This window comes from Sulfitobacter sp. G21635-S1 (genome assembly GCF_027213915.1).
Classification (GTDB): Bacteria; Pseudomonadota; Alphaproteobacteria; order Rhodobacterales; family Rhodobacteraceae; genus Sulfitobacter.
In genome coordinates, this window is sequence record NZ_JAPWGV010000022.1 from 39384 (window position 1) to 52738 (window position 13355).

The 13355-nt window shown below is 65.0% G+C and carries 13 protein-coding genes; 9 read left to right on the forward strand and 4 right to left on the reverse strand.

What is annotated here, in order from left to right:
* Positions 1 to 96: 96 nt before the first annotated feature.
* Positions 97 to 219 (forward strand): hypothetical protein, encoded by a 123-nt coding sequence (locus O4H53_RS19265; protein WP_269366385.1) that lies wholly within the window; start codon positions 97 to 99, stop codon positions 217 to 219.
* 26 nt (positions 220 to 245) lie between these two features.
* On the opposite strand, the gene O4H53_RS19270 is transcribed toward O4H53_RS19265, so the two are convergent.
* On the reverse strand, positions 246 to 611 hold the full coding sequence (locus O4H53_RS19270) for a VOC family protein (protein ID WP_269366386.1): 366 nt from the start codon (positions 609 to 611) through the stop codon (positions 246 to 248).
* A gap of 208 nt (positions 612 to 819) precedes the next feature.
* On the reverse strand, positions 820 to 1242 hold the full coding sequence (ndk, locus tag O4H53_RS19275) for a nucleoside-diphosphate kinase (RefSeq protein WP_071972037.1): 423 nt from the start codon (positions 1240 to 1242) through the stop codon (positions 820 to 822).
* Between the two features lie 105 nt (positions 1243 to 1347).
* On the opposite strand from ndk, the gene O4H53_RS19280 reads away from it, so the two are divergent.
* From O4H53_RS19280 to O4H53_RS19290, 3 genes are all read left to right on the forward strand, one after another.
* Positions 1348 to 3207 (forward strand): ABC-F family ATP-binding cassette domain-containing protein, encoded by a 1860-nt coding sequence (locus O4H53_RS19280; RefSeq protein ID WP_269366387.1) that lies wholly within the window; start codon positions 1348 to 1350, stop codon positions 3205 to 3207.
* Between the two features lie 109 nt (positions 3208 to 3316).
* Entirely contained in the window at positions 3317 to 3949 is a 633-nt protein-coding gene (locus O4H53_RS19285) for a MarC family protein (RefSeq protein WP_114276537.1), read from the forward strand.
* A 56-nt stretch (positions 3950 to 4005) separates the two neighbouring features.
* Entirely contained in the window at positions 4006 to 4587 is a 582-nt protein-coding gene (locus O4H53_RS19290; protein WP_269366389.1) for a retropepsin-like aspartic protease family protein, read from the forward strand.
* 70 nt (positions 4588 to 4657) lie between these two features.
* Here O4H53_RS19290 and O4H53_RS19295 read toward each other — a convergent pair whose 3' ends face one another.
* Positions 4658 to 5116, reverse strand: coding sequence for a DNA polymerase III subunit chi (locus O4H53_RS19295; protein ID WP_269366390.1), 459 nt, complete (start codon positions 5114 to 5116; stop codon positions 4658 to 4660).
* A 7-nt stretch (positions 5117 to 5123) separates the two neighbouring features.
* Complete coding sequence (locus O4H53_RS19300) at positions 5124 to 6596, reverse strand: leucyl aminopeptidase (RefSeq protein WP_269366392.1); 1473 nt, start codon at positions 6594 to 6596, stop codon at positions 5124 to 5126.
* A gap of 147 nt (positions 6597 to 6743) precedes the next feature.
* Here O4H53_RS19300 and lptF point away from each other — a divergent pair, with 147 nt between their 5' ends.
* From lptF to pdxA, 5 genes are all read left to right on the forward strand, one after another.
* Positions 6744 to 7871, forward strand: coding sequence for an LPS export ABC transporter permease LptF (gene lptF / locus O4H53_RS19305; RefSeq protein ID WP_269366394.1), 1128 nt, complete (start codon positions 6744 to 6746; stop codon positions 7869 to 7871).
* Positions 7868 to 8965, forward strand: a complete 1098-nt coding sequence (lptG, locus tag O4H53_RS19310) for an LPS export ABC transporter permease LptG (RefSeq protein ID WP_269366395.1) — start codon at positions 7868 to 7870, stop codon at positions 8963 to 8965. The genes lptF and lptG overlap by 4 nt, the downstream gene beginning before the upstream one ends.
* Complete coding sequence (locus tag O4H53_RS19315) at positions 8958 to 11090, forward strand: LPS-assembly protein LptD (protein WP_269366397.1); 2133 nt, start codon at positions 8958 to 8960, stop codon at positions 11088 to 11090. The genes lptG and O4H53_RS19315 overlap by 8 nt, the downstream gene beginning before the upstream one ends.
* A gap of 98 nt (positions 11091 to 11188) precedes the next feature.
* Positions 11189 to 12340 carry a peptidylprolyl isomerase gene (locus O4H53_RS19320; protein WP_269366503.1) on the forward strand — a complete coding sequence of 384 codons (1152 nt, stop codon included), beginning with the start codon at positions 11189 to 11191 and terminating at the stop codon, positions 12338 to 12340.
* On the forward strand, positions 12337 to 13335 hold the full coding sequence (gene pdxA / locus O4H53_RS19325; protein ID WP_269366399.1) for a 4-hydroxythreonine-4-phosphate dehydrogenase PdxA: 999 nt from the start codon (positions 12337 to 12339) through the stop codon (positions 13333 to 13335). The genes O4H53_RS19320 and pdxA overlap by 4 nt, the downstream gene beginning before the upstream one ends.
* The last annotated feature ends 20 nt before the right edge of the window (positions 13336 to 13355 follow it).

A 13355-nucleotide genomic window follows, 5' to 3' on the forward strand; every position in this document is an offset into this window, starting at 1 on the left:
CCTATTATCGCCTTAATTCAGCCCCGCTGTCGGCACAGTCTTGCGCAAGCCTTTGAGCCGGGCGCCAAACCCGCGCCTGTATTGAGGAGCAGTCATATGGCCCGCCATGACCCCGATCCGCGCCCTGAACCGCCCAAACCGGCCCCCGCGCCGGACCAGAGCCTGGCGCAAAAGCCCAAACCCAAGCCGCCGCAGATCACCGATTACGCCAGCATCTGAGCCGCGCCACCGGGCTCAGACCCCGATCATGACCCGGCGAAAGCCCGGCTCGAAACCTGAATGGAATTTTTCGACGGGTCCTTGGCATTGGCAAAGCTGTATCCATCCGCCTGATGGACCTTTCCGAACTCCAGCCCGTTGGCGCTGGCTTCCGCGCAGAACGCCGCGACATCTTCGACGTCAAACACCAGCTTCACCAGAACCTGACCTTCCTTCTGTTTCGCCGCCAGGGGATGCAACAGAAGGCTGAGACCGGCATTTTGCGGCACCAGTTCCACAATGCGGTCCCCCTCAGCGCGCTTCACCGTAAAGCCGAAGTGACGCGCATAGAAATCGGCCATCTGGTCGATCTTCCCGGTATAGATAACGATCCGGCCAAGCGCGGGTGTCATGGCGCCTTCCCCCATATGTTCCCGAGAGTTCCAAGGTGTTCCAAGGTGTTCCAATCAGGAACCGCATACCACAGGCAGACGGCCCGGGCCCGCATTGTTCGAAAGTCACGCGTAAAACGCCAACGCCCCCGCGGTTTCCCGCGAGGGCGTCAGAAATCGGAGACCTTGAGGGAAGACGCAGGCGCGCCCTCTTCCGGTCAGGCCTGCCTCAGCCGACCAGTTCGAGGCCGGAGAAGAAATAGGCGATCTCGACCGCTGCCGTCTCGGGCGCGTCCGACCCGTGCACGGAGTTTTCGCCAACGCTTTCGGCGAATTCGGCGCGGATGGTGCCGGCTTCAGCATCGGCGGGGTTGGTGGCCCCCATCACTTCACGGTTCTTGGCAATGGCGCCTTCGCCTTCCAGAACCTGAGCCACGATCGGCGCGGAGGCCATGAATTCGCACAGCTCGTCATAGAAGGGACGCTCGGCATGCACCTTGTAGAACTCGCCCGCCTGCGCCTTGGTCAGGTGAATCCGCTTCTGCGCCACGATGCGCAGACCGGCATCCTCGAACTTCTTGTTGATGGCGCCGGTCAGGTTGCGGCGGGTGGCGTCGGGCTTGATGATCGAAAATGTACGCTCAAGGGCCATGTGGCTTGCTCCTTCGGGGTGTTGAATTTGGCGCTCCCTACCATGGGGTCCGGGGCTTGAAAAGCCGCGATTGACGGGGCCTGCAACTTGGTCCACACCGCGTCCATGTTACGCATTTCCGAAATCAACTACTCCGTCGAGGGCCGTCCGCTCTTTGAAGAGGCAAGCGCCGTCATCCCCGAAGGTCACAAGGTTGGCCTTGTCGGGCGCAATGGCGCGGGCAAAACCACCCTGTTCCGCATCATCCGCGGTGAACTGGCGCTGGACGGCGGCGACATCAGCCTGCCGAGCCGGGCCAGGATCGGCGGCGTGGCGCAGGAGGTCCCCTCCTCCGACGTCTCGCTGATCGACACCGTGCTGGCCGCCGATACCGAACGCGCAGCACTCATGGCGGAATCGGAGACGGCAAAGGATCCCGGCCGCATCGCCGACATCCAGGCGCGGCTGGCCGATATCGACGCCTGGTCCGCCGAAGGGCGCGCGGCCTCGATCCTCAAGGGCCTGGGCTTTGACGACGCCGAACAGCAGATGCCCTGCTCCGACTTCTCGGGCGGCTGGCGGATGCGCGTGGCGCTGGCGGGCGTGCTCTTTGCCCAGCCCGACCTGCTGCTGCTGGACGAACCGACCAACTATCTCGACCTCGAAGGCGCGCTCTGGCTGGAAAGCTACCTGGCCAGGTACCCCCATACGGTCATCATCATCAGCCACGACCGCGGTTTGCTGAACCGGGCCGTGAACGGCATCCTGCATCTGGAAGACCGCAAGCTGACCTTCTATCAGGGCCCCTATGACCAATTCGCCCGCCAGCGCGCCGAACAGCGCGCGGTGCAGGCCGCCATGGCCAAGAAACAACAGGCCCGCCGCGACCACATGCAGGCCTTCGTAGACCGGTTCAAGGCCAAGGCCTCCAAGGCCAAACAGGCCCAGTCGCGCCTCAAGATGATCGAGAAGATGGACATGATCTCGACCCCCGAACAGGCGGCGAAACGGGTCTTCACCTTCCCCGAACCGGAAGAGCTGTCGCCCCCCATCATCTCCATCGAGGGCGGTTCCACAGGCTATACCCCCGGCCAGCCGGTGCTGTCCCGGCTGAACCTGCGCATCGACCAGGACGACCGCATCGCGCTGCTGGGCAAGAACGGTCAGGGCAAATCGACCCTGTCAAAGCTGCTGTCGGACCGGCTGGTGCTGATGGACGGCAAGGCGGTGAAGGCCAACAAGCTGCGCATCGGCTTCTTTGCCCAGCACCAGGTGGACGAGCTGCACATCAACGAAACCCCGCTGCAGCACATGATCAGCGCACGCCCCGGCGTGCTGCATTCCAAACTGCGCGCGCAGTTGGCGGGATTCGGCCTGGGCGCCGATCAGGCCGAAACCGAGGTCGGCCGCCTGTCGGGTGGTCAGAAGGCGCGGCTGTCGCTGCAGCTGGCGACGCTGGACGCGCCGCATCTGCTGATCCTCGACGAGCCGACCAACCACCTCGACATCGAAAGCCGCGAGGCGCTGGTGGAGGCGCTGACGCAATATTCCGGTGCGGTGATCCTGGTCAGCCACGACATGCACCTGCTCTCCATGGTGGCGGACCGGCTCTGGCTGGTGTCGAACGGCACCGTCACCCCTTACGAGGACGATCTGGAAAGTTACCGCAAGATGCTGCTGCAGCCGACCCGTCCGGTCAGCAAGAACAGCAAGCCCAGGGAGACGCCCAAGGTAAAGCGCGCCAGCCGCGAAGATATCCTTGTCTTGCGCTCGGAAGTCCGCAAATCCGAAGCCCGCGTTGAGAAAATCAACGAAATGCGCGATAAACTGGCCAAGAAGCTGGCCGATCCCGCCCTCTACGAAGATACCAAGCTGGGCGAGCTGGAAGTCTGGAACAAGAAATACGCCGAAGTGATGCAGGCGCTCGAACGCGCGGAAACACTCTGGTTGTCGGCACAGGAAAAGCTGGAGAAAGCCACCGCCTGACTTTCTTTTTGGCGAAAAATATTCCCGGGGGAATCGGCCTCTGGCCGATGGGGGCAGCGCCCCCGCAAAACAATGGAATGGGCGCAGCCCGCAATCGGATCACGGCATCATGACGCTCGACACCGCCTATATGATCACCGCGCTGGTCACCATGTTCGTGGTGATCGACCCGATCGGCATCGCCCCGCTTTTCATCGCCCTGACGCCCGGCATGTCCCGCGCCCAGCGGCGGCGCGTGGCCTGGCGGGCGGTGCTGGTCGCGGGCCTGGTGCTGACCCTCTTTGCCTTTCTGGGCGAGGCCGTTCTGGGCTTCATCGGCATCTCCATGCCCGCCTTCCGGGTCGCGGGGGGCATCCTGTTGTTCCTGACCGCCCTCGACATGCTGTTCGAGCGGCGCACGAAACGGCGCGAGGACCGCACCGACGAGACCTCCGTCGATGATCCTTCGGTGTTTCCGCTGGCGATCCCGCTGATGGCCGGTCCCGGCTCCATCGCCTCGGTGATCCTGCTGACCGGCGAACGCCCGGGGGCCGAGGGGCTGGTGACGGTGCTGGGGATCACCGCGCTCACGCTTGTGGTGATGGCCCTGCTGCTGCAGGCCTCCAGCTATCTCGAACATGTGATCGGCAAGACCGGGATCGACGTGATCACCCGGTTGCTGGGCATGCTGCTGGCCGCCCTGTCGGTGCAATTCGTGCTCGACGGGCTCAGCGCCTTCGGTTTCGGCCCCGGCGCGGGCTGACATCATCGCCCGCCGCGCCTATCTATATCGGTAGCCAGCCGGAGGAGAGGCGACAGATGGGCGGTATCGACACAATGCAATTGATCTACCTGGTGGTGCTCGGCACCATGGTGATCGGCTGGTTCATCCTGCAATCGCGCGAAAGCCTGAACCGCAGCCTGCAACATGCCGCTGTCTGGGGCATGATCTTTGTCGGCGGCGCCGCCGCCGTGGGGCTCTGGCAGGACATCAGCCGCGATGCGCGGCATCCGCAGATGGTGCTGACGGGCGGTGACCGGATCATCGTGCCCAAATCGCGCGACAGCCATTACTACCTGACGCTCGACATCAACGACACCCCGATCCGTTTCGTGGTGGACACCGGTGCCACCGATCTGGTGCTGACCCAGGCCGATGCGCGCCGCGCCGGGGTCGACCCGGACAGCCTGAAGTTCCACGGCACCGCCAATACCGCCAACGGCGAGGTACGCACCGCCTTTGTCACGCTGGATACCGTCACCCTGGGTGCGGTCACGGATACCGATGTCGCCGCCGTGGTGAACGCGGGCGAGATGCGGCAATCCCTGCTGGGCATGGGCTATCTGCAGCGCTGGGGCCGTATCGAAATCACCGGCGGAGAGTTGATCCTCACCCGGTAAGCGCAGTCAAATGTTGCGCGGGGGCTGCGCGGGCGGCCCTGGCTGTTGCCGTGCCGGTGTCGTCTGCGGCTCAGGTTTCCGCCTTTTTCTCCCAGCGGCCCGATTCCTCCGACCAGTATTGCGCAGCGGCGCCAGCCTCCTTCAGCAGCTTCCACTGGTCGCGGGCGCGGTTCAGCGCCAGGTCATCATCGCCGTCGAAAAGCACGCAGACCCGTTCCAGCGCCGCGACCTCCTGCGCTGTCACCTCGGCCCCCTGCACAGAGATGACGCAGGCGGGGGCATTCGCGGCAGCGGCGGCCGTGGTCAGCAGCACCGGCTGCGCCGCATCATGCGGCCCGCCTGCCATGCCATGCGGCAGGAACCCCTCGTCGGGGCCCAGCCACAGGGCGCGGTCCAATGCCTCCAGCCCCGCCGCATCGGTGCCGCGCACCGCCACGCGCCAGCCCTGGGCCAGCGACCGGTCCAGCAGCATCCGCAGGGTGTCGACCAGGGGCCGCCGCGTCAGGTGATAGAAATAGGCCGCGCCCATCGCCGGATCACTCGGTCTCGAAACGGTCGGCCACCAGCCGGTTCAGTGCCGCCACACCCCAGCCTGTCGCCCCCGTGGGGGCCAGCGCCGTCTCCGACTTGACCGAAGCGACCCCGGCAATATCGAGGTGGATCCAGGGTGTCTCTTCCTTCACAAAGCGCTGCAGGAACTGGGCCGCGGTGATCGACCCGCCTGCCCGTCCGCCGATGTTCTTCATATCGGCAATCCGGCTTTTCAGCATGTCGTCATAGGCCTGGCCCAGCGGCAACCGCCAGGCACCTTCGCCCTCGGCCTCTGCCGCCTTGAGGAACTCGGCGCAGAATCCGTCATTGTTGGAAAAGACGCCCGCGTTCTCGTGGCCCAGCCCGATGATGATGGCCCCGGTCAGCGTGGCCAGGTCGATCATCGCGGCGGGTTTGAACCGGTCCTGTGCGTACCACATCACATCGCAAAGCACCAAGCGCCCCTCGGCATCCGTATTGATGACCTCGACCGTATCCCCCTTCATCGAGGTGATCACATCGCCCGGGCGGGTCGCATTGCCCGACGGCATGTTCTCGACCAGCCCCACCAGGCCCACGACATTGGCCCGGGCCTTGCGCAGCGCAAGGCTGCGCATCACCCCGGCCACAACGGCCGCGCCGCCCATATCCATGGTCATGTCCTCCATGCCCGCACCGGGTTTCAGGCTGATCCCGCCGGTGTCAAACACCACGCCCTTGCCGACCAGCGCCAGCGGTGCCGCATCCCCGGCCCCGCCTTCCCAGCGCATCACCACCACCTTGGAGGGGCTGTCGGAACCCTGCCCCACGCAGAGCAGGGTGCGCATGCCCAGTTCTTCAAGTTCGGCCTCTTCCAGCACCTCGATCTTGAGGCCGAGTTTCTCCATCGCCGCCAGACGGTCGGCGAATTCGGTCGTCGTCAGCACATTGGCGGGCGCATTGGTCAGATCGCGGGTCATGAAGGCGCCTTCGGCCACCGCCATCAGCGGCTCTGCCTGTGCCTGTGCCGCGTCGGGCTTGCTGCACATGATGGTCACGCTGCCCTCGCGCTCCTTCGGCGCGCTCTTGTGGTCTTCGAAACCGTAGTCGCGCATCGCAAGGCCAAAGGCCATCTCGGCCACCCGGCGCATGCCTGCCGCCAGCACCAGCAGATCGGCGGTGCCGCGCGCCTTGGCCAGGCTTGCGCCTGCGCGGCGTGCCTCCCTGACGCTGATCCGGCGCGGCAGGTGAACAACATCCACCGCTTCCGCCGCCAGACCGGCGGGATAGGCCATTGCAACAGATTGCCCCGGCTTCATCTTTGCAAAGGCCTCGCCCTCGACCAGCCGCGCCAGCGCCCCGCGCATCAGTTTGTTGACCCGGCGCGCGCCTGCGTCCAGCCGCCCCTCCGGATTGACGAAAACGGCGATCCGGCCCTCATGGGCCGCGATTTTGTCGATGTCGGTCGGGGAAAAGCGGATCGGGGTGAGGTCGGTCATGAAAGAGCCCTTGTTCTGGTTTCCCACAAAGACCTAACGCGCCTGCCCGCCCATGACCAGATACCAGTTTTCCCCCCGCTTCTTTTACATTATTGTCGCATTCAACATCGCCGTCAGAGCGCCGGATGACACCTTGGGGGGATCGCAGTGGCCAGAGTTGACCGCTACATGCTGTCGCAGTTTCTGCTGCTGTTCGGCTTTTTCGCGCTTGTATTGGTGGCGCTGTTCTGGATCAACCGGGCGGTTTTGCTGTTCGACCGGCTGATCGGGGACGGCCAGTCGGCGCTGGTGTTCCTGGAGTTCACCGCCCTTGGCCTGCCCAAGCTGATCCTGACCGTGCTGCCCATCGCCGCCTTTGCCGGTGCGGCCTATGTCACCAACCGGATGAGCAGCGAAAGCGAGCTGACCGTGCTGCAATCGACCGGCTCCGGCCCCTGGCGGCTGGCGCGGCCGGTGTTTATCTACGGCCTCTGCGTGGCGGGCATGATGTCCGTGCTCAGCCATTTTCTGGTGCCCATGGCGCAGGGCCAGCTCAGCCAGCGCGAAAACGAGATTTCCCAGAACGTCACCGCACGGCTGCTGACCGAAGGCACCTTCCTGCATCCGGGCGAGAACGTCACCTTCTACACCCGGCTGATCGACACCGACGGCGTGCTGCGCGATGTTTTCCTGTCCGACCGTCGCAATGCGCTCGAAGGGGTGATCTATACCGCCGCCGAAGCCTATCTGGTGCGCAATGGCGAGGGCACGACGCTGATCATGGTGGACGGGCTGGCACAGCGCCTGAACCAGGAAACCAAACGGCTGGCCACGGCAAAGTTCCGGGACTTTTCCTTTGATATCTCGGCACTTGTCAGCAAGTCTGCCGGGCGGCAGATCTCGACGCCAAATCTGACAACACCGGCTTTCCTGACCTCCTGGGATCAACTGTCGAGGGAGTCGGGCGACAGCCTGGGCACCATCGCGGAAGAGTTCCATTCCCGCTTTGCCCAGCCGCTGTTCTGCGTGGTGGCGGCGATGGTCGGCTTTTCCACCCTGTTGCTGGGCGGCTTCTCGCGCTTCGGGGTCTGGCGCGAGGTCGTCATCGCCTTTGGCCTGCTGATCGCAATCGACGGGTTTCGCGGCGCGCTGGTGGACGAGGTGCTGACCGATCCCGCCAACTGGCCGCTGATGTACATGCCGGTGCTTGTCGGGGCGATCCTGGTGGTGGCGATGCTTTCGGTGGCATCTCGGCCCGGCCTGTTGCGGCGCCGCAGACCGGGGGCCGCCGCATGATCCTGCATCTCTATTTCGCACGGCGCTTTGCCGTGACCTTTGTCACCATCACCGCGATTCTGTTCGCGCTGGTGATGCTGGTCGATGCGGTCGAGCAGGCGCGCCGGTTCGGCAGCTATGACCTGGGTTGGCAGCGCATCCTGGGGCTGACCCTGCTGAACGCGCCGCAAACCATCAACCTGATCCTGCCGCTGATCATGATCCTTGCCACCGTGGCATTGTTCATCTCGCTGGCCCGCTCCTCCGAGATGGTGGTGACGCGGGCCGCGGGCCGCTCCGCCCTGCGCGCCCTGATTGCACCGGTGGTGGTTGCGCTGATCATCGGTGTGATGGCCGTGGGCATGCTGAACCCCATCGTGGCGGCCACCAACAACCGCTATCTGCAACTCTCCGAAAGCTACCGCGCCGACGGGGCCTCTGCCCTGTCGATCAGCGACGAAGGGCTGTGGCTGCGCCAGGGCAATGTCGATGGGCAGACCGTGATCCGCGCCTGGCGCTCGAATGCCGATGCCTCGGTGCTCTATGACGTGACCTTCATCACCTATGAGCATGACCGCGGGCCGGTGCGCCGGATCGAGGCCGGATCAGCCGCATTGGTCGACCGCGAATGGCGCTTGCGCGACGCCAAGTCATGGCCGCTGGAAGCCGGGGTCAATGCCGAAGGCAATGCCACCACCCACGCGTTGCTGACCATTCCCTCCTCCCTGACGGTGGAGCGGATCCGCGAAAGCATCGGCGCGCCCGGCGCGGTCTCGATCTATGAGCTGCCCGCTTTCATCCGCCAGCTGGAGCAGGCAGGCTTCAGCCCCCGCAAGCACCGGGTCTGGCTTCAGGCCGAGTTCGCGCGGCCGTTTTTCCTGATGGCGATGGTTCTTGTTGCGAGCGCCTTCACCATGCGGCATACCAGATTTGGTGGTACAGGGGTCGCTGTACTGGCATCTGTGCTATTGGGGTTCACCTTGTATTTCATTCGCAGCTTCGCACAAATCCTTGGCGAAAACGGGCAGATTCCCGTTCTGCTCGCCGCCTGGGCGCCGCCTGCGGTTGCGATCCTGCTGGCACTTGGCCTGCTCCTGCATGCAGAGGATGGATAAACGCGTGTGCCGCTGGCTGCTCATACTGGCCCTCACCGTGATGCCACTGACCGCCAGGGCACAGCAGGGCACACCACCCGCGGCGGTGCTGGTGGCCGACCAGGTCTTCCTGACCCGTGACCGGACGCTGGTGGCCCAGGGCAACGTGGAGGCCTTTCAGGGCGAAACCCGCCTGCGTGCCCGCACGATCAGCTACAACCAGGCCACCGGCGCGCTCACCATCGAGGGGCCCATCGTCATCTCCGAAGGCGAGGACACGCTGATCCTGGCGGATGCGGCGGAACTGGACCCGGATCTGCAGAACGGCCTGCTGCGGGGTGCCCGGCTGATCCTGAACCAGCAGTTGCAACTGGCCGCCAACCAGATCAACCGCGTCGACGGGCGCTACAGCCAGCTTTACAAGACCGCCGTGACCTCCTGCAAAGTCTGCGAGGACGGGCGCGCACCGCTTTGGCAGATCAGGGCAAAGCGGGTGATCCACGACAAGCTCGAACAGCAGCTCTATTTCGACGAAGCATCCTTCCACATCCGCAACGTCCCGATCTTCTACCTGCCGCGCCTACGCCTGCCCGACCCGACGCTGGCACGGGCCACCGGGTTCCTGCAGCCCTCGATCCGGACCACCTCGCAACTGGGCACCGGCTTCAAGCTTCCCTATTTCATCAAGCTCGGCGAACACCGCGACCTGACCCTGAGCCCCTATCTGTCCAGCGCCACCCGGACCCTCGAATTCCGCTACCGCCAGGCCTTCCGGTCCGGACGCATCCAGTTCGACGGCGCCTATACCCGCGACGACCAGCGCCCCGGCGAAACCCGGGGATATCTCTTTGGTGTGGGCCGGTTCGACCTGGCGCGCGACTATGTGCTGGAATTCGGGATCGAGACCACCAGCGACCCCGCCTATCTGAAAGACTACGGCTATTCCGCCAAGGACCGCCTCTCCAGCCAGATTACCGTGAGCCGCGCGCGGCGCGACGCCTATGTGCGCGCCAGCATCTACAATTTCGAATCCCTCCGCGATACGGAGGTGAACGACGAATTGCCCACCATCGTGCTGGACGGCGACTACGAGCGGCGGCTGTTCCCCTCGGGCATCGGCGGCGAGTTGCGGATGCGCATTCAGGCACACAGCCACCGGCGCACCTCGGATGCCGATATCATCGGGCGCGACGTGGCCCGCCTGCACGGCGAAGTCAAATGGCTGCGGCGCATGACCTTCGGCAACGGGCTGGTTGCGGACGGGCAGATCGGCGCCAGCTTCAATGCCTTCGATATCGTGCAGGACAGCAGCTTTGCCCAGAACCACTCCGACATCGTGCCGGCCGCCGCCATTGCCCTGCGCTATCCGATGATCCGGCGCGGCAGGGGCGGCGTGTCCCAGTTGCTGGAACCGATCGCTCAGATCGGCTGGTCCGGCGGCAACCGTCTGGCCATCCCCAATGATGAAAGCACCCGGGTCGAATTCGACGAAGGCAACCTGCTGTCGCTGTCGCGGTTTCCACGGCCCGACCGGCGCGAACGACATGCGGTGGCGGCCATCGGCGTCAACTGGTCGCGCTTTGACCCCACCGGATGGGACGCGCATCTGACCATCGGTCAGGTCCTGCGCGAGAAATCCGACCTTGAATTCACCACGACATCCGGCCTGGCAGGCACCTCTTCGGATTTCCTGCTGGCAGGCCAGATCAAGACCGCACAGGGCCTGTCCCTCACCGGGCGCGGCTTGTTCGACGACAATTTCCAGTTTGCCAAGGCCGAGCTGCGCGGCGACTGGGATTTTACCCGCGGACGCCTTGGCGGCAGCTATGTCTGGCTCGATGCCGACCCGGCCGAGGACCGCACCCAGGCGGTCTCCGAGATCGCGCTTGATGGCGATTACCGGATCAACCGGCAATGGACCGCCTCGGCCGACTGGCGATTCGATGTGGCCGACGACCGCGCCGCCTCGGCGGGGCTCGGCCTGACCTACAACAATGAATGCGTATCGGTCGACCTTTCGGTCAATCGGCGCTATTCCACTTCAACAAGTGTTGAGCCCTCTACCAATATCGGTTTTAACATCGGGCTCAGGGGCTTTGCCGCCTCCAACGGAACAGAAAGATACGTGCGCTCATGCCGGAACTGATCAGACCGACACCTTCGTTCATCTCAAGGTGGGCGTTCATCTCAAGGTGGGCCGTGGCCCTTGGACTGGCGCTCTGCCTGCTGGTGCCGCCCGCCGTCATGGCGCAGAACCTCTATGCCCCCGTGGCGCGCGTGAATGACAGGATCGTCACCGAATTCGAGGTCCAGCAACGGCAGCGCTTCATGCAACTGCTGAACGCCCCCGGCGCGGACCGCGAGAATGTCATCGACGAGCTGATCAATGACCGTCTGCACGACGAATTCGCCGCCCGGTTCGATCTGAAACTGTCCGACGAGGCGGTCCAGTCCGGATTGTCCGATTTCGCCGCCCGCGCCAATCTCAGCGTGGAAGAATTCACCAGCGCGCTGGAACAATCCGGCGTGTCGCAGCAGACTTTCCGCGATTTCGTCGTCACCCAGCTCACCTGGCGCGACCTGATCCGCGCCCGCTATGGCGCACAGGTGAACATCTCCGACGCCGAGATCGACCGCGAACTTGGCCGCAGCGGCGCGGGCAGCGGCATCCGCGTGCTCCTGTCGGAAATCATCATCCCCGCCCCGCCGCAGGAGGCCGCACGTGTCAACGCGCTGGCCGACCGGATTGCCCAAAGCAAGTCGGAGGCCGAATTCTCCCGCTATGCCCAGCAGTATTCCGCAACCGCCTCCCGTGGCCGGGGCGGCCGGATGCCCTGGACCCCGCTGGAAAAACTCCCGCCCTCGCTGGCCCCCATCCTGCTGGCACTCGCCCCCGGTGAGGTGACATCGCCGCTGCCTATTCCCAATGCCGTGGCGCTGTTCCAGCTGCGCGGGATCGAGGAAACCGGCGCGCCCGCCAAATCCTATTCCGAAATCGAATATGCCGCCTATTACATCCCCGGTGGTCGCAGCGAAGCGGCCCTGAACGAGGCCGCCCGCGTGCGCAGCGAGGTCGACACCTGCAACGATCTCTATGCCGTGGCCCAGGGCCAGCCCGAAAGCGTGCTGGACCGTGGCGCCAAGAAACCGGCGGAAATCCCGCAGGACATCGCGATCGAACTGGCCAAGCTCGATCCGGGTGAAAGCTCAACCGCGCTGACACGGGCGGGCGGGCAGACGCTGGTGTTCCTGATGCTGTGCAAACGCACCGCCGAGGCCAATGCCGAGGTCAGCCGAGAGGCCGTGGTGTCGAGCCTGCGCCAGCGCAAACTGCAAGGCTATGCGGACCAGCTGACGGAACAATTGCGCGCCGATGCCCGCATCATCATGAAATGACCGAAGCCCCCCGGGACGGCGCGCTGCAGGACAGGCCTGTGGTGATCTCCTGTGGTGAACCCGCAGGCATCGGACCCGAAGTGGCCACCCGCGCATGGATGGCCCTGGCCGGTGAAATCCCGATGCTCTGGCTCGGCGATCCGCGCCACCTGCCCGCCGATGTCCCGCATCGCATCGTCACCGATGCGGCAGAGGCGGCCGGGGTCTCTTCAGATGCGCTGCCGGTGCTGGCGCATGACTTTGGCCCCGCCATGACACCCGGCGCCGCGCGCCCCGAACATGCGCAGGGCGTGATCGACATGATTGCGCTCGGGGTCGCGATGGTGCGCGACGGCAGGGCCAGCGCCCTGTGTACCGCCCCGATCCACAAGAAGGCGCTGAAGGACGGGGCCGGTTTTGCCTATCCCGGCCATACCGAATACCTGGCCGCCCTTGCCGGTGTCTCTCAGGTGGTGATGATGCTGGCCTCGGATCAGCTGCGCGTGGTCCCGGCAACGATCCACATCGCACTGTCCGAAGTGCCGCTGGCCCTGACCCCCGACAGCCTGCGCCGCACCATCGAGATCACCCATGCGGGCCTGCGCGATCTCTTCGGCATCGCCGCCCCCCGCCTTGCCATCGCCGGGCTGAACCCCCATGCGGGCGAAGGCGGCGCCATGGGCCGCGAGGAGCTGGACTGGATCGCACCGCTGATCGCGGGGATGCGCAGCGCCGGGTTTGACCTCACCGGCCCCCTGCCCGCCGACACCATGTTCCACGCCGCCGCCCGCGCGCGTTATGACGCGGCGGTGGCGATGTACCACGATCAGGCGCTGATCCCGATCAAGACGCTGGATTTCGACAGGGGCGTGAACGTGACCCTGGGCCTGCCCTTCGTGCGCACTTCGCCCGATCACGGCACCGCCTTCGACATCGCGGGCAAGGGGCTGGCCAACCCCACCAGCATGATCGAGGCGATCCGGCTCGCCCACCGCATGGCCAGGGGCACCGCATGATGCTTCATTGTTCCCGAAAT